Origin of the sequence: Stappia sp. (assembly GCF_048261845.1) — a bacterium.
Lineage (GTDB): Bacteria > Pseudomonadota > Alphaproteobacteria > Rhizobiales > Stappiaceae > Stappia.
Map to the genome: position 1 here is coordinate 60,922 of NZ_JBLXFR010000005.1, position 25,598 is coordinate 86,519.

The window sequence follows — 25,598 nt, forward strand, 5'->3', positions numbered from 1 at the left end:
TCCACAATGAATGATCTGAAAACAGCGACATGCCGTCAGCTTCGCACCGCGGGCGCGGTCGGTTGCCGGCGCGTTCAGCTGGCCGCAAAAGCCGCGTTGTTTCGGCCGGTCGCGTTCTGCTCGCCCAGCCTCTCGGCCGGAATCGGCCGGCTGAAGTGATATCCCTGCCCCACACGGCATCCGATGTCCTTCAGCCACATGTGCTGTTCAACCGTCTCGATTCCCTCCACGACCACTGACGTCTTGATCTGCAAGGCCAGCGAGACGATCGTCCGGATAATGGCCGCGCTGTCCGGGTTGGTTTGCAGCGACTGGACAAAGCTCTTGTCGATCTTCAGTTCGTCCCAATCGAAATTGATGAGATAGGCCAGGGCGGAGTATCCGGTGCCGAAATCATCCAGGGCGATCGAAACACCGAGTTCCTTGAGGCGCCCCAGCATGGACAGCGCCCGTTCCTGATCGTGCATGACGACGGACTCGGTGACTTCCAGCGTGAGCCTGCTTGCCGGCAGGCCTGTACGCGCGAGAATATCGCGCACCGTCCCGACAATCTCGTCATTCATCAACTGTGCAACCGACACGTTGACCGAAACGGGAACCGGCGACGGAAACCGGCAGGCCACCTCGCAGGCAGACGCCAGAATCGCGCTGCCAATGGCGTTGATCTGGCCGCTGGCCTCGGCAATCGGGATAAAGTCCATGGGCGATATCCACCCGAGCGTCGGATGGCGCCAGCGAGCAAGCGCCTCGAATCCGACCACCTCTCCCGTAGCCAGGTCGACCTGCGACTGGAAGAACGGAAAAATCTCGCCGCGCTCCAGGCCTCCTGAAATGTCCTGCTCGATGGACTTGCGCCGCTCCAGAGAGGCGCGCATCACCTCGTCGCATCCCACGACGATGCCCTTGCCGCGGCTCTTGGCCTCGCTCAAGGCTATGTCCGCGTTGCGCATGAGAGCGGGCACGTCGATGCTCGTCCCGTCCGCCACCGCCATGCCGATGGAGGCTTCAACGCTCACCGTTCCTCCCGCGACCTTGTAGGGACGGCGGACGATCTCGAGCAAGCGGCCGGCTTTTTCCTCCACGGCGTCGCGGGACTGTTCGTTGCGCATCAGAACCACGAACTCGTCGCCGCCGAAGCGGGCCGCAAGGCTCCCCTCGCCCCATGTGCGCAACAACCTCTCGATGCGCCGTGCCACGGCCACCAGCACGGCATCACCCGCAGCATGGCCAAGCGTGTCGTTGATCGTCTTGAAGCCATCAAGATCAAGCGCCAGGACGGCGCGTACCCTGCCCTCCGGAATCCCGTGCCGATCGCACTCCTCGACGGCCCGCTTGAGCGAGAGGCGATTGGGCAGTGCGGTGAGAGCATCGTGTTCTGCGAGAAAGGCGAAGTCCCTGGCGTTCTGCTCCGCATCCCGGCGGGCAAGACCCAACGAGCGGTTCTGAACCCAGAGCAGCAGCAAAAGGGCCAGCCCGACACCGATCAGGCCGGCAATGAGGATGCTCTGCAGGTAATGCCTGGAGCGAAGCGTTTGTCGCACATGCGACGCCTCGCTCACGCTGACTGTGTGCGCATCGCTGCCAAGCCGGTTCATCACCGGGGCGACATCCCGCAATGCGCCGAGAATTACGTTGATGGAATTCGGCCCGTCGAGATTGGCAAACTCGTCGTCGAGTTCGAGAAGCTGCGAACGAACCTTGTTGAACCTGGCACGTCGCTCCTCCGTCAAATCCAGAAACAGCCTGAACCCGCCGGAATCCCAGGTCTCCAGACGACTTTTCAAAATGTCGTAGTAGAGCCGGGCCCTGTCCGCATCGGAGCGCTCTCCGCTCCAGGCGTAGCGCGCGACGTGTTTTTCCAGCTGCGACGCCTCCAGCCGCCCGTTGACGCCCGTCCACGCGATGTCGTAGCGCATCGAACGCACCACGGCCTCCTCCGAGGCATCGATCAGCTGGGAGAGCACGAAAATGCCGAGGCCGAGGCAGCACCCGACACCAATGGCGACGTAGCGAAACCTGTTTATACTAAGCATGACACCCCGACCGGCCAAAACTTACTCGACAGTAATCTTCCTGACCTGCCACACGGCTCGCGTATAATAGAGCTCGCTGCTCAGCTCTTCTTTGTCGTCGAACGGGTACATGACAAAGAGAGGCCCCTTGTCGACAACCTTCATGTATTCCCCGTTCAGCTTGTACGCGAGGATCACGCCATGTTCCTCGAAGTCGGCTATGGGCACTTCCGAGCTGTAGTCGTTGAGTGCAACCACATAGAGCAGACTGCCGTTCGCGCCGACCTTCTTCATCAACGCGGCCATCGGCACGCCTTCGAAGGTCTGGACGCCGTCATGCCAGGGTGTCGTGGTTCGGATGGTCGCGCTTCCGAGCGCTTCCAGCTCCGCCATGGTGAAATCGACGGGTTTCCCGCCCTCGAGTTCCCCCTCCACGGTCAGGACCACCTCCGGCTCCGCCGCGCCTGCGGACGGCATTCCTGAAAAGCCGAAAAGTGCGACGAGAGCCATGCAGAATGTGCGAAACATAGGCGTGACCTTCCTGTGATTATTGTCCTTGATTGGCGTGAACAATATTGGCTGATTCGCTAACACCGCCTAAACTACGGATATCGAAACAGAAACAATCTCCTCGCCGGCAACAGCCAGACCCGACAAGATTCCGGACCGCCGGGCGAGCGAGATGATCGGGTTCTCGACTGAAGAACCTTGCCGCATTGCTCCGGGGCCAAAGGCAGGGAATCGGGTAGGATCCGTCACCGGAACACACGGACAGGAAACCAGCCAGAGCAATGAACGATTCCCGGATCAGAAAACGCCAGAGAACACTGAAGCAGGGACGTATCGTGCTCGCCGGAAAGGGCGGGTTCGGCATCGACTGCCGCATCGTCAACATGTCGTCGAAGGGCGCCAGGCTCAAGCTGGAGACCCCGCTGATCACGGACGGGGATGTCGAGCTTGTCTTTCTTCCCGAGAACATCCGCACCCACATAACTGTTGTCTGGCGCAAGGACGAGGAGATCGGCGTAGAGTTTGAAGAGGCGATTGCCTGGATGAAGAACCTCGAGTGACGGACACGCTCCCGCACTTGCGGCACGGTCCGCATGCACCGTGTTGAGCATTTCGCGAGGCAATGGCGACATTCCGGACGAACTTGCGCATTGAAATATATATGTAATATTGTTATATTATTATAATCCGGACTACCGAAACGACTCTTTAATTACCCAGAGTCACCATGTGGTATGCGCATGGTAGCGGCCGTATTTATCGTCTCCTCTCTTTTCGTCGTGGACAGATATGCTTTCCATGGCCGGCACACCAACGACATCGTCAGGACGGTGGCCCACGCAAGCCAGGCAATCTACAGGTTCGCGGTGAAGTTGACGTAGAGAAAGACCGGCGACACTGGCCCCATGGCGGGTGCCATGACCGTTCGGTCACGAGTTGCAGCGCGTTGCTGCTTGCCCGGCCGATCAAGTCCGCCCGATGCCTGCAAGAAGGCTCCGATAGGCCGCGTGGGTACACGGTGCGGCGGTGCGCGTCAGGTAGGAAAGCAGCTCCCGTCCCTCCAGAACGTCCGAGACAAAAGCGTTGGCGAAGGCCTCCGCCGTGTGCCCGACAGTCAGATACGGGCCCGAAATTGCGGGAAACTGCCGGTAATAGTCCGCAGACCGTCCATTGCCTTCGAGATCGTAGACGGCTGCGATGAAGTCTCCAACGCTTGCCAGCGCATAAGCCATCAACCGCGCGGTTTCGCGGGCCTGCCGCTCGCGCCTCGAGCGCGCTCCCGCCGCCTGCATTGACGCCAGTCGGCCGGCAAGTTCCCGCAGCGCCTCGCGGAGCGCCCCCTCGTGCCAGGACCGCGCGAAGGCCGCTGCCGCCTCGGCATGCGGCAGCGTATGCAACAGCGCCGCGCGGGCTTCTGCGGGAAGACCGCACAGTCCCCGGGCGCCCTCGCCGTTTTCCTGGCGCTTCGGTGGCCGGTGTCCGGCGGCAATGCGCGCGCCAAGCAGGGCCCGGTCGCGGCGGATCGCCGGCACAAGTGCAATCGAGCGCGCGCCGGCGACACCGCGCCCGTGCATGTCGATGGCATGCCCGATCTCATGGGCAAAAACGCCAAGCCAGACCTTGCCCTCCGCCGTACGCTCCCAGCACGGCGGCGCCACCACATAGTGATGTTCGGGCCGGTACAATCCGCGCGCGCCGGCGAAATACTTGCGCCGCACAGGCGGTGTCGCATTGAAGGCGCGAACCGCGTCCGGATGAGCGCTCGCGGCAAGGTCCTTCACATAGCGTCGTTCGAACGGCGTCCGCACAGCGAAGCCGGCATGCATTGGTTCGAGCAAGCCCCCTCGCCGCCCCCCGTCATCGACGGCGCATCATTGCCGGCAAGGGATTGAGCATGCGTTCACTGCGCATCGGCGGCGGCGGTCATGACATTTTGTTGAAGCCGCCCCCGTTTATTTCATGATTTCAGGCATAAGCTGCATTCACATGTATTCAAAGCCAAATTTATTTGACAAGTCAGATAGCCGCTCACAAACTCAACGAAACAAGAAGCATAAGCCTTCCAGACGTCTACAGATCGGGCGCAGCGCATGACGGCACAGACCGGCACCACCGAAAAACAATCGGTGGCCCTTATCCTTTTGGATCAGTTTTCGTTGATCGCGTTCACCTCGACCATCGAACCGATCCGTATCGCAAACAGGGTGCTCGGCGACGAGTTCTATTCCTGGAAGACCTATTCGGTCGACGGCAACACCGTTCAGGCGAGCAACGGCTGCCACATGTCGGTCGATGGCGCCCTGGCCGACATCGAGGACGCGGACATCACCCTGATCTGTTCCGGGGTCGACGTGGAGCGGATACCGCTTCCCAAGGAGCTCGGCACCAAACTTCGCAAGCTCAACGCACGCGGACGCACCTATGGTGCAGTCTGCACCGGGTCCTACGTCCTGGCGCGCTACCATCTTCTCGACGGCCGCCGCTGCACGATCCACTGGGAGAACCTGCGCTCCTTCCGTGAGGAATTCCCCGAGATCGAGGTGTCCGGCGATCTGTTTGCCATCGACCGCAACTGCATCACCTGTGCCGGCGGCATGGCCGCGCTCGACATGATGCTGCGCGTCATCGCCATCCAGCACGGCGCCTATCTGGCGCATGAAGTGGCGGAAGTCGCGCTCTATCAGAACATGCGCTCGGGCGAGAGCGCGCAGCGCCACGACCTGGAAAGCCGCACCGGCATCTCCAACGTCAAGATCCTCGATGCGATCCGCATCATGGACCTGCACATCGAGGATCCTCTGTCCTGCCAGCAACTGGCGATGACGGTGAACCTCAGCCCGCGGCAACTGGAGCGCCTGTTTCGCCGCCATTTCGACTGCACCCCGGGCCAGTACTACCTCAAGCTCCGGCTGGAGACGGCGCGCGACCTGCTCCGTCGCACCAACCGTGCCGTGCTCGACGTGGCGATTGCCTGCGGCTTCGCATCGACCTCTCATTTCACCAAGTGCTACCGGGAGCGCTACAGCTGCACCCCGACCGAGGAGCGGCAGTCCTATTTCTGGGCGCAGGGCGGACGCAAGGCGCCGATGCGCGGTGCCGCCGCGCGTCTGGTGACGGTGAGCTGACACAGCCGGCCTCCCCCGTCGGCACCTGAAAAACACCCGGACCGGCGCCCAGGAGCGTGGAGCAGATCGGCAGCAAGCGCCTCCTTGTGGTCTCTCGCGGATCCTCAAACGGCTGTATCCGATAGACAATTCGAGCCGGACAGCCTTTCCCTCGTCTTTTCAAATCAGGCATAAGAACCGAAAACAGCTCCGTGCCCGCTACGTCAGAAGCGGACTTTTTGAAAGGTACTGTTAAGCCCGTTTTTGACTTCAACTTCGAATCCTTGTCTCTGGTGTTCTAATCAAAAACGCAATCAAGGCGTTCCCAGAACAGGACCTCCAAGTGAACCATTTTATCCGGGACGGCAGTTCTGAGAGAAGCGTGCTGAAGCACCTTTTGGCGACCGTCCATCAAGGCATCACGGTCGTGGATTCCGATCTGCACCTTGTGCTGGCCAACGAAACGGCCCGCCGGTTGCTCGATCTGCCCGTCGAGCTCATCGAGCGCATGGCAAGCCTTGATGAATTCATACGCTTCAACGCCGAGCGAGGGGACTACGGCCCCGGCGACGTGGAAACGCTCGTCCAGGAGCGGGTGGCGCTCGCACGTCGACGCGAGGCGCATGACTTCGTCCGTCAGCGTCCGGACGGCACCGTCCTGCGAATCCAGGGAACGCCGATGCCCGACGGCGGCTTCGTCACGATCTACACCGACGTGACCGAGGCTCACCACCGGGAAATCGCGGTTACCGAGAAGCGGGATCTGCTCGCCGAGCGCCTGGAAGAGCGCACGGAGGAACTGCGCAAGGGACATGACCTGCTCGTCAATGCGGTCAACGCGGTCATTGACGGCCTTGTCGTCACGGATGCCGACGGCCGGATTATCCTCACCAACGGAACCTTCGACACCCTGTTTCCAAACGACCGGAGCTGGGCAGCTGAAGAGGCCGACATTGTCGACACGATGCGGCGCCTCGGTCCGGCCGGCCTGGCGGAAGCCCTGGAGGGCCTTGAAAACGACCCTGAAACACCGTGCGAGTTCCGCATCGGCAAGGACAGATGGTACCGCGTCAGCCGGCGTGCCAACGGCGAGAACGGGATGGTCACCTACAAGTTCGCCGACATAACGACATTCAAGAACCAGCACCGCACGCTGCAACGGCACACCGACAAGCTCGTGAAAATGCTGCGCGACGAGCAGAAGATCAACGAGATGCAGCACGAGTTCGTGTCGATGGCCTCACACGAGTTCCGGACCCCGCTTGCCATCATCGACAGCAACGCCCAGCGTCTGAAGCGTGGGCTCGACCGTCTCTCCGACAACGTGGCCGGCGCGGTTCTGGACACGGATGCGGTTGCCAAGCGTCTTTCCAACATCCGGGAATCGGTCGACCGGATGCAGTATCTGATCAACCGCTTCCTGAGTTTCTCCCAGCACCAGTCGGGTGCACTTGAGATCACGCCGGCACCTTCGCCACTCAGGGAACTCGTTCAGCGTGCCTGCATCCGCCAGCAAAGCGTCTGCGCCACCCATCGCATTCACACCGACCTTGACGGCCTTCCGGACAGCGCGATGATCGACGCCCGCCTTGTCGAGCAATGCGTCAGCAACATCCTTTCCAATGCGATCAAGTACTCCCCCGGCAAGGACAGCGTCCGCGTCGAGGGACTGACAGACGGGCGTTTTGCCGTCATTCGCTTCGTGGATCAGGGGGTCGGCATCCCGGAGAGTGAAATCCCGAAGATCTGCAACCGCTACTACCGTGCCTCCACCTCCAGCGGCATTCCGGGAACCGGAATCGGGCTGAACATGACGCACATGATCGTCACCGAGCACCGCGGACAGCTGCACGTCACCAGCGAGACCGGACGCGGCACGGTCGTGGAGATCCGCCTTCCCCACCACGGGGAAACCACCGGCACCCCCCTCTCAGGCGAGGCCGTGATATGACCAAGAAGAAAATTCTCTGCGTCGAGGATGAGAAGTTGCTGCTGGAAGACCTCCGGGAGGAACTCGATGAGGCCGGCTACGAGGTTTTCACGGCCGGCAACGGCCAGGAGGCATTGGAGTGTCTCGCTACCCAGACACCGGACCTGATCATCTGCGACATGATGATGCCGAACATGAGCGGCCCCGAAGTCCTGGAGCACATCCGCAAGGACCAGCCGCAACTGACTCGCGTGCCCTTCATCTTCCTGACCGCCCTCGCCACCCGCGAGGATATCATCCAGGGCAAGAAGCTCGGTGCCGACGACTACCTGACCAAGCCGCTCGATTTCGACATGCTGCTGGCCACGGTCGAAACCCGGTTGAAGGAAGTCGAGCGCATCAACCAGGCGCACAGGCAGCAGTTAAAGAGGATCGAGAAGGCCGTGCGCCAGTCGCGCGAGGCGCAGAAGCGTTCGCTTCGCGTCTCGATCATCAGTGGGTTGCCGAAGGTCACCGAGCCGATCCGCGCCGCGCTGGAGGAGTTGGGGTGCGAAGTGACCCTCATTCCGGAAGAGAAACTGAAGACCAAGAGCCTCGACATAGGATCGCAGGACCTGGTCTTTCTCGTCTACAGCAAGATAGTCCACTTCTTCCTGCAATACATGACCAACTCGGGCGTGCGTCCGAAGCAGGGAAAGATCGTCCTGCTGGCGCCCCCGCACATGGCGGACAGCGTCCGCAGCGGCCTTGCGGAAACCGGTGTCGACCATTTCATCGACTATCCCTACCGCCCGGTCGATGTCTTCAAGCTGGTGATGGGCTGCCTGCAGCCGGCCTGATCGAAGATGCGCCGCATCGGCGCGGCCGGTGCGCGGCAAAGCACTTCCTGACTGCCACCAACGGCGGCTGTCGTGTCGGCGCCGGGCGGCAGGCGCCCTCCTTTCCGAGAGGTGGCAAGGCAACGGCCCGCCCCCGGTTCCCCGTCTCCGGCATGGAACACACAAAAGGCGCGGACCATCCCTGGTCCGCGCCTTTCATTCGTGCCGCACGACATCTGCATGCTCGCCGGAATGATGGCCTCGCGCGCCGCGCCGGCCACCTGCCGTTCCGTCAGTGCAGGATCTGGCTGAGGAAGAGCTTGGTCCGCTCGTGCTGCGGGTTGGTGAAGAAGGGCTCGGGCTCGTTCTGCTCGACGATCTGGCCGGCATCCATGAAGATGACGCGGTTGGCGACCTGACGGGCAAAACCCATTTCGTGGGTGACGCAAAGCATGGTCATACCTTCTTCCGCCAAACCGACCATCACGTCGAGCACTTCCTTGATCATCTCCGGATCGAGCGCCGAGGTCGGCTCGTCGAACAGCATGATCTTCGGGCTCATGCACAGCGAGCGGGCGATCGCCACGCGCTGCTGCTGGCCGCCGGACAGTTGCCCCGGATACTTGTTCGCCTGCTCGGGGATCTTCACCCGCTCCAGGTAGTGCATGGCGATTTCCTCGGCCTTGGCCTTGGGCATCTTGCGCACCCAGATCGGCGCCAGCGTGCAGTTCTCCAGGATCGTCAGATGCGGGAAGAGGTTGAAGTGCTGGAAGCACATGCCGACCTCGCGGCGGATCTCGTCGATCTTCTTGAGGTCGTCCGTGAGTTCGATCCCGTCGACGACGATGGAGCCCTTCTGGTGCTCCTCCAGCCGGTTGATGCAGCGGATCATCGTCGACTTTCCCGAGCCCGAGGGCCCGCAGATCACGATGCGCTCGCCACGCATGACCTTGAGGTTGATGTCGCGCAGCACGTGGAAATCCCCGTACCACTTGTTCATGTTGGTGATCTCGATGGCCACATCCGTGTCCGACACCGTCATCTTGCTGCGGACGGCGGGGATGCTCTCGGCCTCGACTACGTTCTCGGTCATGTCACTTGCTCCAAATTCCAATGTCGGATGCTTCGGGGCCCGCGCGCGTCAGCGCGCATGACCGGTGTGCAGGCGGCGCTCCATGTAGATGGAGTAGCGCGACATGCCGAAGCAGAAGATCCAGAAGACGAAGGCCGCAAATATGAAGCCCGTCGCCGGCGTGTTGGGTGAGGCCCAGTTGGAGTCCGAGAAGTTCAGCGTCACGATGCCAAGCAGGTCGAACAGGCCGATGATCAGCACCAGGCTCGTGTCCTTGAACAGGCCGATGAACGTGTTGACGATACCCGGAATCACCAGCTTCAGCGCCTGCGGCATGATCACCAGGCCGATCCCCTGCCAGAAGGACAGGCCCATCGCGTCGGCTGCCTCGTACTGTCCCTTGGGGATCGCCTGCAACCCGCCACGTACGACCTCGGCCATGTAGGCGGAGGCGAACAGGGCGACGCCGATCAGCGCCCGGAGCAGCTTGTCGAAATTGACGCCATCGGGGAGGAACAGCGGCAGCATGACCGAGGACATGAACAGCACGGTGATCAACGGCACGCCGCGCCAGAACTCGATGAAGATCACCGAAATCAGCTTCACCGCCGGCAGCTTCGACCTGCGCCCGAGCGCCAGGACGATGCCGATCGGGAAGGAGGCGACGATGCCGACGATGGCAACCACCAGGGTCACCAGCAACCCGCCCCAAAGCTGCGTCTCGACGTAAACAAGCCCGAAGTCGAAGGACACCACGCCGAAGACGAGCGCCAGCGCCACCCACCCGGACAGGATCGCGGTCAGCGGCCCGGCGAGCGGAATGCCGGCATTCATGCACACCATGACGGCGGCGGCCAGCAGAACACCGCCGATGATAGCAAAGCCGAGCCAGAACGAGCCGGAAATGTCCACGTTTCCGCCGGTCAGCAGGATGAAACCGACGATCGGGAAGACGACCAGCAGGTAGATCACCGTCTCTCGCTTGAACGGCACCTGCGGGATCGCCGCCGGCACCAGGCCGGCGATCAGCAGCAGGCCGGTGAGGTCCACCCGCCAGCGTTCCGGGTCCGGATAGCGGCCATACATGAACTGGCCGAACTTGGCATAGACAAAGGCCCAGCAGGCCCCCGCGCCTTCGGCGACGCACGCATCGCGGCCGGAGCCGGTCCAGACCGCATCAATGAACAGCCAGTTGATGATCGGCGGCAGGATCAGCGCCAGGATGGCGATGCCGACAACCGTCAGGATCGAGTTCGCAACGGAATCGAACAGGTTGTCCCGCAGCCAGCCGATCGCGCCGGTCTTGGTGACCGGTGGCGGCAGGCTGGGCGCCTCGTCCTTGCGCAGATAGGCGATCGTGTTGGTGCTCATCGCCCTACCTCTCCACCAGCGCCATGCGCGCGTTGTACCAGTTCATGAAGCCCGAGGTGAGCAGCGACAAGGTGAGATAGACAAGCATCGTGATGATGATCACCTCGACGGCCTGGCCGGTCTGGTTGAGCACCGTGCCCGCGAACACCGCGACGAGATCGGGATAGCCGATCGCCACCGCGAGCGAGGAGTTCTTGGTCAGGTTGAGATACTGGCTCGTCAGCGGCGGGATGATCACGCGCATTGCCTGCGGGATCACCACGAGTTGCAGCGTGCGCCGGGGCCGGAGGCCGAGCGAAAAGGCCGCTTCCGTCTGCCCGTGCGACACGGCCAGGATGCCGGCGCGCACGATTTCGGCAATGAAGGCCGCAGTGTAGAGCGACAGGCCGAGCAGGAGCGCCATGAATTCCGGATTGACGACGACGCCGCCGCGGAAATTGAACCCCTTGAGCTCCGCATAGGCGAGCTCCAGCGGCATCCCGGAGAGCAGGAAGGCCAGCAGCGGCAGGCCCAGGATCAGGCAGAGTCCGACGAAACCGCTCGGGAACTGCTTGCCCGTCGCCAGTTGCCGCTTCCGCGCCCAGCGGGAAATGCCATAGGCGCCGGCAATGCCCGCGATCAGCGCATAGCCGATCAGCGAGGAGCCGGGTTGTCCGACAACTTCCGGCAGGATCAGGCCGCGATTGTTGAGGAACACCCCGGAGAGCGGTTCCAGCGACTGGCGCGGCGACGGCAGCACCGAAAGCACGGCCTTGTACCAGAACAGCAATTGCAGCAGCAGCGGGATGTTGCGCAGCAGCTCGACATACCAGGTGGCAAGTTGCCGGATGACGAAATTCTTGGAGAGCCGCGAGATACCGACGATGAAGCCGAGCACCGTGGCGATCAGGATGCCGATCGCGGCGACCAGCAGCGTGTTCAGCAGGCCCACGATGAAGGCGCGGAAATAGCTGCTGTCATTGGTGTACTGGACCAGCGTCTGCGAGATGTCGAAACCGGCACGCTCGGAGAGAAACCCGAGTCCGGAAGCGATTCCAGCACGTTCCAGGTTGATCTTCGCATTATAGGCGAAGAAGGCAAGCATCCCGAACAGGAAAGCGACAACGAGCACCTGGAAGACCACGCCGCGCACGCGCGGATTGTAGAACCAGGATGCACCAGACGCGCCGCCCGTTCGCTCGCCAAGGGCAGAGCTCGCAGGTGTCATGTCAGACAAGTTCCCCTCGCCCGGACCGGCTGTATTCAGCCTGATCCGTAAAACCAACCCGCTTTGCGGGCGTGCCCGGCCCGGTATGTCCGGGCTCGGTTCGTACCAAGGAAAATCGGCCCGGCACGTGATGCGCCGGGCCGGTCAGCCCTTGAGATCAGCGGATCGGCGGTGCGTACTGCAGGCCACCCTTCGACCACAGCGCGTTCACGCCGCGAGCGATGCCCAGCGGAGTGTCCGGACCGACGTTGCGGTCAAACGACTCGCCGTAGTTGCCGACATGCTTGATGACGCGCGCGGCCCAGTCGTTGCTGAGGCCGATGGCCTCGCCGAACTGCCCCTCGACGCCGAGCAGACGACGAATGTTCGGGTTGTCCGAACCCTTCATCTCTTCGACATTGGCCGAGGTGACGCCGAGCTCTTCGGCGTTGATCATCGCGTTGTGGACCCACTTCACGATGTTGAACCACTGGTCGTCGCCCTGGCGCACTGCCGGCCCGAGCGGCTCCTTGGAGATGATCTCCGGAAGCACCATGTGATCACCCGGGTTGGTGAGCTGCAGGCGGATCGAGTAGAGACCCGAGGCGTCGGTCGTGTAGACGTCGCAGCGATTGGCGTCGTAGGCGGCGTTGACCTCCTCGAGCTTCTCGAACACCACCGGGTTGTAGTCCATCCCGTTGGCCTTGAAGTAGTCCGTCAGGTTCAGCTCGGTGGTGGTGCCGGTCTGCACGCAGACCGAAGCCCCGGACAGCTCGAGCGCCGACGACACGTCGAGCGACTTGCGGACCATGAAGCCCTGGCCGTCATAGTAGTTCACGCCCGTGAAGTTGAGGCCGAGCGTGGTGTCGCGGCTCATCGTCCAGGTCGTGTTGCGCACCAGCACGTCGACTTCGCCGGTCTGCAGAGCGGTAAAGCGCTCCTTGGCGGTCAGCGGCGTGAACTTCACCGCGTTCGGATCGTCGAAGATCGCCGCGGCGATGGCACGGCAGGTGTCGACATCAAGACCGTTCCACTCGCCCTTGTCGTCCGGAGCGGCGAAACCGGCCAGGCCGGTGTTCGAGCCGCACTGCAGGAAGCCCTTGGCCTTCACGTCATCGAGCGTCGCAGCGGAAGCGGCGGTGGCGGTAAAGCCAAGCGCCGCGCCGAGCACGATCGGAAGGAATTTATGCGTCATGGTTATGCAGCCTTCTCTTTTGCCCTGTTTATTCTGGGTTTTTTCGAGATTACGTGTCTGGGATACAGGATGCGACCATGTTGTGCAGACTCCGCCCCGATCAATATCAAGAAGCAGTGTCAACACTGGATACCCCCTCCCGGCGCCCTCGCGATCCTGGTTTTTCTGTGATCGTCGAAGATGCCACCGTCATCTCATGGGTGCATTCGATGGCATTTATCGCTAAGGGTCAAGAGGCCGACGCACAGTAAGGCACGATTTGTGAAAAACTTTTCACATCGCGAAAATCCAGTCAAAACTCCGAAAGGGTCTAGATGTCCGCGTCCCAGTCCAACCCGGCGCGAGGTCTTGCGACACGCTTCGCCCATGCAGGCCGAACGCCGGAAGATTTCCACGGCTTCGTCAACCCGCCCGTGGTTCATGCCTCTACGGTCCTCTTCCCCGACAGCAAGACGATGCTGACAGGCGCGCAGCCCTACCACTACGCGCGACGCGGCAATCCGACGACCAACGCCCTTGAGGACGCCATCACCGAAATCGAGGGCGCGGCCGGAGCCCGGCTCGCCCCGTCCGGTCTCGCCGCGATCTCGCTGGCCCTGCTCTCCTGCCTGTCTTCCGGCGACCACGTGCTGATCACCGACAGCGCCTATGGCCCGACCCGGAACCTTGCCGAAACCACCCTGCGGCGCCTCGGCATCGAGGTCGACTATTACGACCCGACCATCGGGGCGGGTATCGCGGCGCTGTTCAAGCCGAACACGAAGGCAGTGATGACCGAGGCGCCGGGCTCGCTGACCTTCGAGATGCAGGACATTCCGGCGATCGCCGAGGTGGCGCATGCCGCCGGCGCGCTCGTGCTGATGGACAACACCTGGGCGACAGCCTGCTTCTTCCGCGCCATCGAACACGGCGTCGACCTGTCGATCCAGGCGGGGACCAAGTATCTCGTCGGTCATTCGGACGCCATGCTGGGCACCGTCGCCGCCAGCCACCGTGCCCTCGACGGTCTGATCGAGACCTATGGCGCGCTCGGCCTGCATGTCGGGCCGGACGATGTCTTCCTCGGCCTGCGCGGGCTCCGCACCCTGGACGTGCGCCTGCGCCATCACATGGCCAGCGGCCTGGAGATCGCGCGCTGGCTGGCGGAGCGGCCCGAGGTCGCCCGCGTGCGCCATCCCGCGCTCGAGAGCGATCCTGGCCACGCCATCTGGAAGCGCGATTTTACCGGCGCCTGCGGTCTCTTCGCCTTCGATTTCATCGATAGCGTCAGCCTCGAGCAGAGCCACGCCTTCCTTGATGCGCTGAAGCTCTTCGGGCTCGGCTATTCCTGGGGCGGATTCGAAAGCCTGGCGATCCCGGTCCGTCTCAAGGGCGCGCGCACCGCGACGCCCCTGCCCGACGGCGGCCCGAGCATCCGCCTGCATATCGGACTGGAGGATGTCGCCGACATCCGCGCCGATCTCGAAGCCGGCTTCTCTGCCCTTGGGGCCTGAGACGGAAAAGGGACGGCGCCTTGCCGCGCCGTCCCCGTCATTCGCCAGCCCCTGAAGGCCGTGCCCCGCCCGAATCGTCTCAGATATTCGGGTCGTTTCGCTTCTCTCGGAAGATCAGCCAGAGATTGCGGAAATAGATCACCAGCCCCAGTCCCTGCCCGGCGATGAACACCGGGTCCCCCGCCTGTATCGCATAGACAAGCAGCAGCCCGCCGCCCGCGACGGAGAAGAACCAGAACGCGACAGGCACGATCGACCGGCCGACACGCTCCGAGGCGACCCATTGCACCACGAAGCGCATCATGAACATCGCCTGGGCGACGAAGCCGAGCGCCACCCATCCGTCGAAGCGCTCGATGAAAACCAGATAGAGCCAGGCAAGAAGATCGTTCAGCACGGCGCTCACTCCTTGCCCGTTGCCGCGGCCGCCGGCACGGAACCGGAAAAGCCCGCGACCCGTGTCACGTGCGGCACGTTGCGGCGACGCCTGCGCAGCCACCATACGCCGTAGAGGTCGAGAACGCCGATCAGGGCCCTGTCGAAGATCCCGTATTTTGAACTGCCGTGGCGGCGCTGACGATCGACGATATCGACATGGGTCACGCCATACCCCTCTCGCAGAACGAGCGCCGGAAGAAACCGGTGCCAGCTGTCGAAATACGGCAGCAGCAGGAAAACCTCACGGCGCACCGCCTTCAGGCCGCAACCGGAATCGCGCGTCTGGTCTCGTAGAAGCCACCCGCGCAGCCCGTTGGCAAGGCGCGAAGCCTGACGCTTGGCCCAGCTTGCCTTGCGTCCGGTCCGCTGGCCTGCCGCCAGTGCCACGTCGTCGCCGGCCGCCTCGAGCGCCTGGATCAGCGCCGGAATATAGGCAGGGTCATTCTCGCCATCGCCATCGATGGTGACGATGATCCGCCCGCGCGCCGCGTGCAGCCCCGAGCGCACCGACGCGCTCTGTCCGCATGATGTCTCGTGACGCAGTCCCCGCAGATAGGGGGCTTCCTGCGCCAGTTCGGCAAGGCACTCGGCCGTACCATCACCCGATCCGTCATCGACCACGATGATCTCGAACGGCCGGCCCTCAAGGGCGCCGGCGATCTCGGCGATCAGTTCGCCCAGGTTGTCGCGCTCGTCCTTGGCCGGCACGATGACGGAAATCTCGGGATCGGGAGCGCTCATTGCGGTGTGTCCTGGGTGTCGTCGCGCGCCTCCGCAGAAGGCGCAAGGGTGTTCATGCCCGCGATGGGACGCTTGCCGGTCAGCCCGCGCATCAGCGCCCTGGCACCGAGCCGGGCCCCCGTCCGGCCGATGATCGGTCGGATGGTGCCGGCCTCGTCAAAGACGAAGCCGATGCGCCGGCGCGCCATCCAGCGCCCGATGACGAGCGCGACGCTCATCCCGAGCAAGGTGCCGGCGATCACGTCGCTGGGATAATGCGCACCGACCATGATGCGGCTGAAGGCAATCCAGAAGCCGCACACGACGATCAGCCAGCGATAGCTGGGAAAGATCAGCGCCAGCGCGGTCGCCAGTGCGGCGACCGTCGTGGAATGGCCGGAAGGAAAGCTCGTATAGGCGCCCTTGAAGGCGAAGATGTCGAAATGCACCGGCCCGACCTCCTCGTAGAGCTTGGGCCGCGCCCGGCCCAGAACCCATTTGAGCAGCAGAACGGCGATGCCGCTCGTCGCCACCGCCGCGAAGATATAGGCCGCGAAGGTCCACACCGTGCCCAGCGCCATGCGCACCCGGAAGCGCATCGCATCCCAGTCAAGGGCCAGCGTCAGCAGGCAGTAGAGACCGGTGCTCCACAGGATCCAGTGCCCTTTGCCCAGATCCGTGATCGCCGAGAAGGCGGCCTTGTACTCCTGCGGCAGCGAGCGCAGCCAGGGATAGGTCGGGATATCGAGCACGATGACGGCAATGCCCACCGTCAGCAGCAAGACTGCCAGGACATCCTGCGGCCGGTGACCCGGCGGCAATGTCCGCGTCGCGCTCGCGACCCTGGCATTGCGTCCGTCCACCAGCACCTTCATGCGCGCCGCGTTGGCACGGGCACGGTCGAACGCGTGCCGCAACCAGGTCCGCAACCTCGTCATGGACGGCTCCCAGTCATGACCGGTTTTGCCGGTCGTGGCCGCGTCCTTGGTCTTCTCGGTCTCGCTCATTCGTTCAGGTCCGTGGCCCGGTAGATGCCGAAATCCAGTTTCTTGCCGCCATTGATGTTGAAGCCCTGGATGCGAATAGCCGGAACCGCATCCGCGCGCCCGCTCGCTGCCAGCGCGGCGAGGAAGCCGGCCTCCTCGCGCCCCTCGACGACGGCGACCCTGCAGCGTCCGCCCTCACCCGCCTGCGGCACCTGCAGCAGGAAGGCGGCCGTGTCGACAGCCGAAAGCGGCCGCGTGTCCGTGCCTTGCAGGAAAATATAGCTCGGCTCGTTGAAGCCGCTATTGGCAACGAGCGGATCCGGGCAATCCGCCACCTTGGCGACCTCCTCGGCAAGCCGCGGGCTGATCCACATCGGCGACAGGCTCGGCAGGGTAAAGCCCCATGTCGCGACGATCAGCAGCAGGCCGGCCGCGAGTGTCGGCGGGAGGGCCGCCGCGGCCGCGCCGCGCGCCAGTCGGCGCGTCGCCGCAAGTCCCGGCAGCAGGGCCAGCACCGCGATCATCGCGCCAGGAGGCGACGGCCAGGTGCCAAGCACCGGTCCGGCCGCAAAATTCGCGGCGATGACACCCACCACCGGCACGGCGAGCAGACCGGCCCCCGCGTAGCGCCATGCCTTCGAGGGCATGTGCGCCGCGTCTCCCGACTGCCGCGACAGCAGCACGGCGGCGACCAGCGCGATCGTCGGCAGCAGCGGCAGCGTGTAATGGGGAAGTTTCGTCGCCGTCAGTTCGAACACCGCCCAGGACGGCAGGATCCAGCAGAGCGAGAACAGCACCACGGGGCTTTTCAGCGAACGCATCAGCATCGGCAGGGCGAGCACGACAAACGCCGGCAGCGGCCAGAAGGTGGCAAGCGCCGCGGCCAGGTGGGTCAGCGGCGGCGCCCCGTGGCTTTCCTGTCCGCTGCCGACCTTGGCCAGCAGGTCCTTGCCGATCGCCTCCTCGAAGAAGGCGCCATCCGTCTGCAGGTAGATCGCGACGAACCAGGGCAGCACCATCAGCACGAATGCGATCCCGCCCTGCAGCGGATAGAGCCGCTTCAGCCAGGAAAACTCGCGCCGCACGGCGCACAGGGCGACCAGCGCCAGCCCGACGACCATCGGGCCAACCGGCCCCTTGATCAGCACGGACAACGCCAGCGCAACCCAGAAAACGGCGGCAAGTCCCGGGTGACGCCCCGTCTCGCGGTCAAGCCAGATGCGGGCCAGCGCCCCCTGTGCCGCCAGGATCGTGGCGAGCAGCATCGCATCGGTCTTGGCCAGCCGCGCTTCGACCCCGAGCAGCAAGGTCGCGACAACGAGCGCTCCGGCGACGAAAGCCGTGCGCGGGCCGGCAAAGGCCCGCGTGCACCAATAGGTCAGGAGAACGGCGAGGATCGCACCGAGCTGGGAGGGCAGTCGGTAAACCCAGATAGGGGCCGCCGAACCCAGCCCGCTCGCTTCCACGGCGACGGACTGCAGCCAGTAGATGCCGACCGGCTTCTTGTGCCGGGCTTCGTCCTGGAAACGGATGTCGATGAAGTCGCGGCTTTCGACCATCTGCTTGGTGGCCTGGGCGAATCGCGGTTCGTCGCGGTCGAGCGGCGGAACCTGCGCAAGGCCCGGCAGGAAGAACGCGAGCGACAGCACGACCAGCAGAAGCGGCGCGATACCACGGTGCCCGACCGTTCGCAGCCAGCGAGCGCCGGGACCGGCAAAAGCCTCTGTGGATTGCCCGTCAGTCGTTTCGCTCATGTCAAATTCGCCTGCTACTCCGGCCTGCCTCGGCAAGCGCCAACACCCCCGCGCGCTTCCTACATGAGCGCGCGCGAAAGGGAAACCTTCCGCGCGCATCCTGCAGCCATTCTGTTGACCCCGGGTGCCGTCCCGATACCGCCGGAACCCGGCCCATGCTTTCTTCCCTCGCCTGTGCCGGACAGTTTCGCTAAATCAGGACACTGCGCCGGCACGCGCGCCCCAAGACGGAGAGACCGATGACCCTGATCGCACAGATCACCGACCTGCACATTCGGCCGCGCGGGCTTGCCTGCTACCGCGTCAGCGAAACCAACACGCTCGCCAGGCGCGCCATCGAGGCGCTCAACGCCTTCGACCCGCAGCCCGATGCCATCGTCGTCACCGGCGATCTCGGCGACACCCCGGACGCGCGCGAATATGCGGGCGTCCAGCGTCTTCTGTCCCGGCTCAAGGCCCCGGTCTATGTGCTTCCCGGCAATCACGATTCCGTCAAGCTGATGCGCGAAAGCCTGAGCGGAGTCGGCCCGATCCACGAGGGCGAGAACGGCAAGATGCACTACGCGGTCGATATCGGCGACGTTCGCCTGATCGCCCTGGACAGCGCCGTGCCGGGAGCCCCGCATGGCGAACTCGGCGAGGCACAGATCGCCTGGCTCGACCATACGCTGGCCGAAAGCGACCGCCCGACACTGGTTGCCCTGCACCATCCGCCGGCACTGACCGGCATTGCCCACATGGACCGCATCGGCCTGAAGGACGCGACCGCCTTTGCCGGCGTCATCTCGCGCCACGGTCACGTGGCGCGTGTCATGTGCGGCCATATTCACCGCACGATCATCGCGTCGGTCGGCGGAACGGTGATGACGCTGGCTCCCAGCACCGGGCACCAGGTTCATCTGGACATACTCGACAAGGGCGAGGGCGAATTCATCATGGAGCCGCCCGCCTTCTTCATGCATCACCACACCCGCGAAAGCGGTGTCGTCAGCCATCTCGCCTATGTCGAGAAATTTGCCGGCCCCTACCCCTTCTTCGCCGATGAAGGCGTCAGCTGGTAACGGTTTCCCGATCCCGGCCACCGGCGCGCTGCCGGTGGCCGTCGAGATTTGCGTGCGTTTTACAGGCGCATCCGTGCGGAATGTTGAGGACGTCGCCGCGACGCAGCAACACAGACACAAACGAAAAAGCTTCGTATAGACAAGGCAGATGGCTACTATTGAACCTCGGCCCCGAATTGCTATACCCTGTTAATATTTTCTGGCTGTACACCATACCCGCCCCCCTGATCGGGCAGGCGGAAAATTTCCGTTTTCATTGAATCGAAGTTGGAACTACTTTTTTACGCATAAAATACAGACTTGACTCGTCAACTGGATCTCAACCGGTGAACCCGCGGGCAAGACCATGAACACGAGCAACCGGACAGGAATGTTGAAACAAGCGCAAGCGCCGGAGCGACCGGCAGACGGCTCGAACCACGACACCCGGGAACTTTCGAGCGCAGCCGCGCAGTTGTTGCTGGCAAACCCGCTGCCCTTCTCCGTCATGCGCGTCTCCCGCCGCCCGGAGGACGGAACGTTCGCGGTCGACTATATCAGCGAGAGTTGCAGCGAGATCTGGGGACTCAGCGCTTCCAGGATCGGTGCGGACCTCAGTCTGCTGTGGTCGAGAGTTCACCCCGACGATCTGCCCCAGACCATCGAGGCGCTGCGGACCGCTGCCAGGGCCAAACGTGAATGGACGGTCGCGGCACGCATCCTGACCGACACCGGGGCGCCGAAATGGGTGGTGGGCCGCGGCCTTCCACGCACCGATCTGCCGAACGATGCCTGGAACATCACGATCACCGACGTGACGGTCCAGATCGAGGCCTATGCCCGGCTGCATGCGAGCGAGGCCAGGTTCCGGGCGCTGGCCGAAAACATCCCTGGCGCGATCTACCGGTATCGGCTGAGGAACGACGGTTCGCACCAGATGTTCGACATGACCCCGGGGTGCCAGAGCATCTGGGAACTGCCGGCCGAGGCGATCAACAACGACCCGACACCGATCTGGAACATGATCCATCCCCAGGACGTTCCGCCGATGATGGAATCGGTGCTGGAATCCGCCCGCAACCTGACGCCCTGGCACTATGTCTGGCGACTGACCACCCCTTCGGGCAAGTTCAAGTGGCTCGAGGGGCGCGGGCTGCCGCGCCGTGAGCCGAACGGCGAGACCGTCTGGCACAGCGTCATCCTCGACGTCACCGAGCGTAAGATGAAGGACGAGGAAATCCGGCGGCTGGCCGAGCGGGACGAGCTGACGGGTCTGGCCAACCGCATGCTTTTGCGCCGCCGCCTGGACGAGGCGCTACGCCAGCGCGCGGACGACGGCCGGTCCGGCGCGCTGATCCTCCTCGATCTCGATCATTTCAAGGACATCAACGACACGCTCGGACACGATGCCGGCGACCGGTTCCTGCGCGTCACGGCCGCGCGGCTGAGCGAATGCATCAGCCCCTCCGACATCGTGGCCCGGATCGGAGGCGACGAGTTCGTTATCGTTCTAAGCCATGCCGAGGACGAGGATACGGTGCGAAGGACGATCGGCCGGATCAGCACGCGCGTTGCGCAGGAAGTGCGCATCGAGGGCCGCGACCTGTCGACCAGCGTCTCTCTCGGCGCGGTGATCTTCCCTCGCGACGGGCAGAACGCCAACACGCTCCTGAAGCACGCCGACATCGCCCTGTTCGAGGCCAAGGCCGCCGGACGGCAGACCTACACGTTCTTTTCGCCCGCACAGAGCGCGGTGAAAGAGCGCCGCAGGCGGTTGGCGGACGCGTTGCGCGCGGCCATCGCCGCCGATGAACTGTCCATCGCGTTGCAGCCCATCGTCGAGGCAGGCAGCCGCGCCCACCAGGGATTCGAGGCGCTGGCCCGGTGGACGCTCGACGGACAAACGATCTCGCCGGGAGAGTTCATCCCGCTTTCGGAGGAGACGGGTCTTGCCGTTCCGCTCGGCCTCGTGCTCCTGCGCCGAACGCTGCGTCTTGCAAGGCAGCTCTCGGACGCCGGGCTCGACCACGGAACGATCTCGGTCAACGTGTCGGCTGCACAACTGCGCGAACCTGATTTCGCCGCCACCGTCGCCGCCATGCTGCGGGAGCACGGACTGACCGCCGATCAGCTGGAAATCGAGGTGACGGAGACCGTTGTCTTCGGTCGGTTTGCCGACCGCATTGCCCTGACCCTGCGCGAGTTGCGACGTCTGGGCACCCGCATAGCTCTGGACGACTTCGGCACCGGCTACGCATCTCTCGCCCATCTCAAGCGGATCCAGGTGGACCGGCTGAAGATCGACCAGTCCTTTGTCCGCAATGTCGAGACCGACCCCGACGACGCCATCATCGTGCGCACGGTCATCAGCCTTGCAAAGGCCCTCGGCATGGATGTCGTGGCCGAAGGTGTCGAGACACAGGAACAGCTCGCGTTCCTGCAGGAAAACGGCTGCGACCTCGCCCAGGGCTACCTCTTCGGCCGCCCGACCACGAGCGAGATCGCAATCCGCGAATATCTCGGCAACCGCGTCACCCTCTGAAGGGCGCCGCGCAAAACCGGCTCCTGCACGTTCGGAACCGGCTGACGGATGTGCCCGAGATCCGGCGCAGGACGGCTTTTGCAACGACGCCCGTCCGGCCCCGAGAAGGAAAACGGGGGCTGTTGCGCGTTGCGTTGGTTCTCAGCCGTTTCGGAACGTGTAGCCGTAGCCGTTCAGCGCCGGTGCGCCGCCAAGATGGGCGTAAAGCACTTTCGAGCCCTCCGGGAAATAGCCCTTGCGGACAAGATCCATCATGCCCTGCATGGATTTGCCCTCGTAGACCGGATCCGTGATCATCCCCTCCAGCCGGGCACAAACGCGGATCGCCTCCTTCGTCTCCTCCGACGGCACCCCGTAGAGCGGATAGGCATAGTCCTCGACGAGCACGACGTCGTCCTCGCTCAACGGCTGGCCGAGTTCGACCAGATCCGCTGTGCGCCGCGCGATTTCCAGAACCTGCGCCTTCGTCTGCGCCGGCGTCGCGGATGCGTCGATGCCGATCACCCGGCGCGCACGGCCATCCGCGGCAAAGCCCACCAGCATGCCGGCATGGGTCGAGCCGGTCACCGTGCATACGACGATGTAATCGAACCTGAAACCGAGCTCCGCCTCCTGCGCGCGCACTTCCTCGGCAAAGCCGACATAACCAAGCCCGCCATACTTGTGCACCGAGGCTCCGGCGGGGATCGCATAGGGCTTGCCGCCAGCGGCCTCCACGTCCGCCAAGGCCTTCTCCCAGCTCTTGCGAATGCCGATGTCGAAGCCTTCATCCACCATCTGCACGTCGGCGCCCATGATCCGGCTCAACATGATGTTGCCGACCCGGTCGTACACGGCGTCCTCGTGCGGCACCCAGCTCTCCTGGACCAGCCGGCACCTGAACCCGATCTTGGCCGCCACGGCGGCAATCATGCGGGTGTGGTTGGACTGCACGCCGCCGATGGACACAAGCGTGTCCGCGCCGCTTCTGACCGCGTCGGGGATGATGTATTCGAGCTTGCGCAGCTTGTTGCCGCCATAGGCAAGACCCGAGTTGCAATCCTCGCGCTTGGCATAGATCTCGACCTTGCCGCCCAGATGCGCGCCAAGACGGTCGAGCTTCTCGATATGGGTCGGCCCGAAGGTCAACGGATAGCGTTCGAATTTGTCCAGCATTTTGGTCCTCGACAGGGTGTTTGATGTCGAAAACGCTAGCAATTCGAACCTGAAAGGTGCTCTCTATTTTCCGTGATTCATGGCGATATTGAATGAATGAATGATATGATAATTCATGGTTCATACGAAGAAACGGGATTAAAATGGAAGAATCTTCCAAGCTACAAAAACTCGACCGCACCGACCTGAAGATCCTGAAGCTTCTTCAGGAGGACGGACGACTGACCAACGCCGATCTGGCCCAGCGCACCAATACCTCGCCCGCCACCTGCCATCGCCGCACCCAGCGCCTTTTCGCCGAAGGCTACATCCCGCAGGTCCGCGCCATGGTCGCACCGGACAAGGTCGGCCGTGGCGCGCTGGTCATGGTCGGCGTGGTGCTCGACCGCTCGACACCGGAAAGTTTCACCGAATTCGAACGCGCCGTGCGCAAGCTGGGGTTCGTCCTCGACTGCCACCTTGTGGCCGGAGACTTCGACTATTTTCTCAAGATCCGGGTGCGCGACATGGCGGATTTCAACCGCCTGCATGGCGAGAAGCTGATCGCCCTGCCCGGCACCCGCCAGACCCGCACCTTTTTCGTGATGAAGGAAGTGATCGACAACGCCCCGCTGGACTTCTGACCCGCGGGAGTGTCGCGCACACGTGCAGACGACCTGCGCCTATCCGCCACCTGGAAGATGGCGGGCCTCGAGCGCGGCCAGCACGTCCCCGATCACCTCGCGCACCCTTCTGGTCCGGGCGGGCAGAACACGTCCCTTTCGGCGGATGAGCCAAAGCTCGTGACGCACGGGGTGAGCAAGGGGACATACCGTCAGTTGCTCACGCCGGGCATGCAGGTCTATCCCGCTGCGCGGAAGGATGGTGTAGCCGAGCCCTCTCACCACGGGCTCCGGGATCTGCGAAATCTGGTTGATGAAGCTTCTCTGCCGGAGCCTGTCGGCCCCCTGGTAGTCTTCGGCGAAATTTGCTCCGAGCAACTCGTCGGCATAGGCAAAGCCGTCCGGATGGGCGATGAAGCCAAGATCCTCGAGCTCTGCCAGTGTCGCGACGGCTCCGCGCGCCTTCGGGACGACGAGACACAACTCGTCCTGCCCCACCCTCTCGCCTTCGAGGCGCGCGTGGGTCGGCGCGTGATCGACAATGCCAAGATCGACCGTACCGTCGCTCGCGCCCGCCAGAACACGCGATTGCGGTGTTGCCTCAAGCCGGATGGCGAGAGCCGGCGCTGCGGCCATCATCTCCATGAAGTGCGGATAAAGAAGCAGGGCGAGCGAACCGGAACAGGCAACACTGACCTGTCCGGCATCCGGATCGTCCTGCTGGAGATCGCTCAGGAGCCGCTTCTCCTCCACCTGTCGTCGGCGCGCGAAATCCAGAACCATTTCCCCGGCGGGCGTCAGCATGAAACTCTTGCCGTCACGGGACACCAGCGGCTCCCCCACCTGCTCTTCCAGCTTCTTCACATGCTGGCTCACGCCGGGCTGGGTGATGTTCAACGCATGGGCCGCCCGCGTGAAATGCCCCGCATCGCACAGCGCCACGAAGGTTTTCAGCCAGACCGAGTTGAGCATGAGTCATACCGTTTTGTTATTATTTCAAGCATGAATGATAATTGGATGAAATAGGAAAATCACCCTAAATCAAGGTCTCCAACGAAGGAGACCGACATGACCGGAACGACACCAAGAACTTTCTCTCATATCGGCCTGTCCGTGCCCGACCTTGATGCCGCCGTGGCGTTCTATCGGGACGTGATGGGTTTCTATGTCATCATGGAGCCGACGGAGATTGTCGAAGACGACAGCGATATCGGCGTGATGTGCAATGACGTGTTCGGTCCTGGCTGGAACAGGTTCCGTATCGCGCACCTGTCGACCGCCGACCGGATCGGCTTCGAGCTTTTCGAGTTCCCGGAGAATGAAAAGCCCGGGAACAACCTGCCCTATCGACAGGTGGGCCTGTTTCACTTTGCGATACAGGATCCGGATATCGAGGGGTTGCTGGAAAGGATCGTCGCGGCCGGCGGAAAGCAGCGGATGCCCGTGCGCAAATACTATCCCGGCGACAAGCCCTACCGCATGGTCTATGTCGAGGACCCCTTCGGCATCGTTTTCGAACTCTACTCTCACAGCTATGAGCTCACCTACTCGGCAGGCGCCTACAGCTGAGCCCTGTCCTGGCGAGCGTTTCGCTCGATGTCTCCGGCGCGCGGATCGCGGAACCCGCGCGCCGGGACGCTGGACAGCAGCGGAACGCCTTCCACACGAGT

22 protein-coding genes are annotated in these 25,598 nt (G+C 63.3%); 9 read left to right on the forward strand and 13 right to left on the reverse strand.

Annotation, left to right across the window (positions count from 1 at the left end; all coding sequences use genetic code 11):
* Positions 1–74: 74 nt before the first annotated feature.
* Positions 75–1,916, reverse strand: a complete 1,842-nt coding sequence (locus tag ACN0T5_RS04000) for a putative bifunctional diguanylate cyclase/phosphodiesterase (protein WP_417767329.1) — start codon at positions 1,914–1,916, stop codon at positions 75–77.
* Between the two features lie 138 nt (positions 1,917–2,054).
* Positions 2,055–2,540 carry a molybdopterin-dependent oxidoreductase gene (locus ACN0T5_RS04005; protein WP_417767330.1) on the reverse strand — a complete coding sequence of 162 codons (486 nt, stop codon included), beginning with the start codon at positions 2,538–2,540 and terminating at the stop codon, positions 2,055–2,057.
* A gap of 263 nt (positions 2,541–2,803) precedes the next feature.
* Here ACN0T5_RS04005 and ACN0T5_RS04010 point away from each other — a divergent pair, with 263 nt between their 5' ends.
* A complete protein-coding gene (locus tag ACN0T5_RS04010) occupies positions 2,804–3,082 on the forward strand; it encodes a PilZ domain-containing protein (protein WP_417767331.1) in 279 nt (92 codons plus the stop codon).
* Positions 3,083–3,487: 405 nt separating this feature from the next.
* Here ACN0T5_RS04010 and ACN0T5_RS04015 read toward each other — a convergent pair whose 3' ends face one another.
* Positions 3,488–4,360, reverse strand: a complete 873-nt coding sequence (locus ACN0T5_RS04015) for a hypothetical protein (RefSeq protein ID WP_417767332.1) — start codon at positions 4,358–4,360, stop codon at positions 3,488–3,490.
* A 252-nt stretch (positions 4,361–4,612) separates the two neighbouring features.
* Here ACN0T5_RS04015 and ACN0T5_RS04020 point away from each other — a divergent pair, with 252 nt between their 5' ends.
* The 3 genes from ACN0T5_RS04020 (at position 4,613) to ACN0T5_RS04030 (ending at position 8,395) form a co-directional block, all read left to right on the forward strand.
* Positions 4,613–5,647 carry a GlxA family transcriptional regulator gene (locus ACN0T5_RS04020; protein WP_417767333.1) on the forward strand — a complete coding sequence of 345 codons (1,035 nt, stop codon included), beginning with the start codon at positions 4,613–4,615 and terminating at the stop codon, positions 5,645–5,647.
* Between the two features lie 361 nt (positions 5,648–6,008).
* Positions 6,009–7,577, forward strand: a complete 1,569-nt coding sequence (locus tag ACN0T5_RS04025; RefSeq protein ID WP_417767334.1) for a PAS-domain containing protein — start codon at positions 6,009–6,011, stop codon at positions 7,575–7,577.
* Positions 7,574–8,395 (forward strand): response regulator, encoded by an 822-nt coding sequence (locus ACN0T5_RS04030; RefSeq protein ID WP_417767335.1) that lies wholly within the window; start codon positions 7,574–7,576, stop codon positions 8,393–8,395. Before ACN0T5_RS04025 ends, ACN0T5_RS04030 begins: the two co-directional genes overlap by 4 nt.
* Positions 8,396–8,666: 271 nt before the next feature.
* Here the strand turns inward: ACN0T5_RS04030 and ACN0T5_RS04035 are convergent, their stop codons facing one another.
* The 4 genes from ACN0T5_RS04035 to ACN0T5_RS04050 all read right to left on the reverse strand — a co-directional run bounded on the left by ACN0T5_RS04035 (position 8,667) and on the right by ACN0T5_RS04050 (position 13,198).
* A complete protein-coding gene (locus ACN0T5_RS04035) occupies positions 8,667–9,467 on the reverse strand; it encodes an amino acid ABC transporter ATP-binding protein (RefSeq protein WP_417767336.1) in 801 nt (266 codons plus the stop codon).
* A gap of 48 nt (positions 9,468–9,515) precedes the next feature.
* On the reverse strand, positions 9,516–10,817 hold the full coding sequence (locus tag ACN0T5_RS04040; RefSeq protein WP_417767337.1) for an amino acid ABC transporter permease: 1,302 nt from the start codon (positions 10,815–10,817) through the stop codon (positions 9,516–9,518).
* A 4-nt stretch (positions 10,818–10,821) separates the two neighbouring features.
* Positions 10,822–12,024: an amino acid ABC transporter permease gene (locus ACN0T5_RS04045; protein ID WP_417767338.1), complete on the reverse strand. Its 1,203-nt coding sequence runs from the start codon at positions 12,022–12,024 to the stop codon at positions 10,822–10,824.
* Between the two features lie 157 nt (positions 12,025–12,181).
* Positions 12,182–13,198 carry an amino acid ABC transporter substrate-binding protein gene (locus tag ACN0T5_RS04050; RefSeq protein ID WP_417767339.1) on the reverse strand — a complete coding sequence of 339 codons (1,017 nt, stop codon included), beginning with the start codon at positions 13,196–13,198 and terminating at the stop codon, positions 12,182–12,184.
* 314 nt (positions 13,199–13,512) lie between these two features.
* Here ACN0T5_RS04050 and metC point away from each other — a divergent pair, with 314 nt between their 5' ends.
* Positions 13,513–14,691: a cystathionine beta-lyase gene (metC, locus tag ACN0T5_RS04055; RefSeq protein ID WP_417767340.1), complete on the forward strand. Its 1,179-nt coding sequence runs from the start codon at positions 13,513–13,515 to the stop codon at positions 14,689–14,691.
* Between the two features lie 79 nt (positions 14,692–14,770).
* Here metC and ACN0T5_RS04060 read toward each other — a convergent pair whose 3' ends face one another.
* From ACN0T5_RS04060 to ACN0T5_RS04075, 4 genes are read right to left on the reverse strand one after another with little or no spacing between them, the layout of a single operon-like run.
* Positions 14,771–15,085 (reverse strand): lipid-A-disaccharide synthase N-terminal domain-containing protein, encoded by a 315-nt coding sequence (locus ACN0T5_RS04060; RefSeq protein WP_417767384.1) that lies wholly within the window; start codon positions 15,083–15,085, stop codon positions 14,771–14,773.
* 8 nt (positions 15,086–15,093) lie between these two features.
* The gene (locus ACN0T5_RS04065) at positions 15,094–15,870 is read right to left on the reverse strand and encodes a glycosyltransferase family 2 protein (protein WP_417767341.1); all 777 of its coding nucleotides are present in this window, start codon (positions 15,868–15,870) and stop codon (positions 15,094–15,096) included.
* Positions 15,867–16,856, reverse strand: a complete 990-nt coding sequence (locus ACN0T5_RS04070; protein WP_417767342.1) for a phosphatase PAP2 family protein — start codon at positions 16,854–16,856, stop codon at positions 15,867–15,869. Before ACN0T5_RS04070 ends, ACN0T5_RS04065 begins: the two co-directional genes overlap by 4 nt.
* On the reverse strand, positions 16,853–18,589 hold the full coding sequence (locus ACN0T5_RS04075) for an ArnT family glycosyltransferase (RefSeq protein ID WP_417767343.1): 1,737 nt from the start codon (positions 18,587–18,589) through the stop codon (positions 16,853–16,855). The genes ACN0T5_RS04070 and ACN0T5_RS04075 overlap by 4 nt, the downstream gene beginning before the upstream one ends.
* A gap of 239 nt (positions 18,590–18,828) precedes the next feature.
* Between ACN0T5_RS04075 and ACN0T5_RS04080 the strand changes: the two genes are divergently transcribed.
* Positions 18,829–19,650: a phosphodiesterase gene (locus ACN0T5_RS04080; protein WP_417767344.1), complete on the forward strand. Its 822-nt coding sequence runs from the start codon at positions 18,829–18,831 to the stop codon at positions 19,648–19,650.
* Positions 19,651–20,020: 370 nt separating this feature from the next.
* Entirely contained in the window at positions 20,021–22,171 is a 2,151-nt protein-coding gene (locus ACN0T5_RS04085) for a putative bifunctional diguanylate cyclase/phosphodiesterase (RefSeq protein WP_417767345.1), read from the forward strand.
* A gap of 141 nt (positions 22,172–22,312) precedes the next feature.
* Here ACN0T5_RS04085 and ACN0T5_RS04090 read toward each other — a convergent pair whose 3' ends face one another.
* Positions 22,313–23,326: a 1-aminocyclopropane-1-carboxylate deaminase gene (locus ACN0T5_RS04090; RefSeq protein WP_417767346.1), complete on the reverse strand. Its 1,014-nt coding sequence runs from the start codon at positions 23,324–23,326 to the stop codon at positions 22,313–22,315.
* A gap of 143 nt (positions 23,327–23,469) precedes the next feature.
* Here ACN0T5_RS04090 and ACN0T5_RS04095 point away from each other — a divergent pair, with 143 nt between their 5' ends.
* Positions 23,470–23,949, forward strand: a complete 480-nt coding sequence (locus tag ACN0T5_RS04095) for an Lrp/AsnC family transcriptional regulator (RefSeq protein WP_417767347.1) — start codon at positions 23,470–23,472, stop codon at positions 23,947–23,949.
* Positions 23,950–23,988: 39 nt separating this feature from the next.
* Here the strand turns inward: ACN0T5_RS04095 and ACN0T5_RS04100 are convergent, their stop codons facing one another.
* Complete coding sequence (locus ACN0T5_RS04100; RefSeq protein WP_417767348.1) at positions 23,989–24,900, reverse strand: LysR family transcriptional regulator; 912 nt, start codon at positions 24,898–24,900, stop codon at positions 23,989–23,991.
* A gap of 96 nt (positions 24,901–24,996) precedes the next feature.
* Between ACN0T5_RS04100 and ACN0T5_RS04105 the strand changes: the two genes are divergently transcribed.
* Positions 24,997–25,497 carry a lactoylglutathione lyase family protein gene (locus ACN0T5_RS04105; protein ID WP_417767349.1) on the forward strand — a complete coding sequence of 167 codons (501 nt, stop codon included), beginning with the start codon at positions 24,997–24,999 and terminating at the stop codon, positions 25,495–25,497.
* Positions 25,498–25,598: the final 101 nt, after the last annotated feature.

Coding starts and splice junctions, on each gene's coding strand:
- ACN0T5_RS04085 (WP_417767345.1), top strand. CDS start 20,021: ATGTTGAAACAAGCGCAAGCGCCGGAGCGACCGGCAGACGGCTCGAAC.
- metC (WP_417767340.1), top strand. CDS start 13,513: ATGTCCGCGTCCCAGTCCAACCCGGCGCGAGGTCTTGCGACACGCTTC.
- ACN0T5_RS04005 (WP_417767330.1), bottom strand. CDS start 2,540: ATGTTTCGCACATTCTGCATGGCTCTCGTCGCACTTTTCGGCTTTTCA.
- ACN0T5_RS04065 (WP_417767341.1), bottom strand. CDS start 15,870: ATGAGCGCTCCCGATCCCGAGATTTCCGTCATCGTGCCGGCCAAGGAC.
- ACN0T5_RS04000 (WP_417767329.1), bottom strand. CDS start 1,916: ATGCGCTACGACATCGCGTGGACGGGCGTCAACGGGCGGCTGGAGGCG.
- ACN0T5_RS04080 (WP_417767344.1), top strand. CDS start 18,829: ATGACCCTGATCGCACAGATCACCGACCTGCACATTCGGCCGCGCGGG.
- ACN0T5_RS04035 (WP_417767336.1), bottom strand. CDS start 9,467: ATGACCGAGAACGTAGTCGAGGCCGAGAGCATCCCCGCCGTCCGCAGC.
- ACN0T5_RS04020 (WP_417767333.1), top strand. CDS start 4,613: ATGACGGCACAGACCGGCACCACCGAAAAACAATCGGTGGCCCTTATC.
- ACN0T5_RS04090 (WP_417767346.1), bottom strand. CDS start 23,326: ATGCTGGACAAATTCGAACGCTATCCGTTGACCTTCGGGCCGACCCAT.
- ACN0T5_RS04050 (WP_417767339.1), bottom strand. CDS start 13,198: ATGACGCATAAATTCCTTCCGATCGTGCTCGGCGCGGCGCTTGGCTTT.
- ACN0T5_RS04100 (WP_417767348.1), bottom strand. CDS start 24,900: ATGCTCAACTCGGTCTGGCTGAAAACCTTCGTGGCGCTGTGCGATGCG.
- ACN0T5_RS04030 (WP_417767335.1), top strand. CDS start 7,574: ATGACCAAGAAGAAAATTCTCTGCGTCGAGGATGAGAAGTTGCTGCTG.
- ACN0T5_RS04095 (WP_417767347.1), top strand. CDS start 23,470: ATGGAAGAATCTTCCAAGCTACAAAAACTCGACCGCACCGACCTGAAG.
- ACN0T5_RS04010 (WP_417767331.1), top strand. CDS start 2,804: ATGAACGATTCCCGGATCAGAAAACGCCAGAGAACACTGAAGCAGGGA.
- ACN0T5_RS04105 (WP_417767349.1), top strand. CDS start 24,997: ATGACCGGAACGACACCAAGAACTTTCTCTCATATCGGCCTGTCCGTG.
- ACN0T5_RS04045 (WP_417767338.1), bottom strand. CDS start 12,024: ATGACACCTGCGAGCTCTGCCCTTGGCGAGCGAACGGGCGGCGCGTCT.
- ACN0T5_RS04075 (WP_417767343.1), bottom strand. CDS start 18,589: ATGAGCGAAACGACTGACGGGCAATCCACAGAGGCTTTTGCCGGTCCC.
- ACN0T5_RS04070 (WP_417767342.1), bottom strand. CDS start 16,856: ATGAGCGAGACCGAGAAGACCAAGGACGCGGCCACGACCGGCAAAACC.
- ACN0T5_RS04040 (WP_417767337.1), bottom strand. CDS start 10,817: ATGAGCACCAACACGATCGCCTATCTGCGCAAGGACGAGGCGCCCAGC.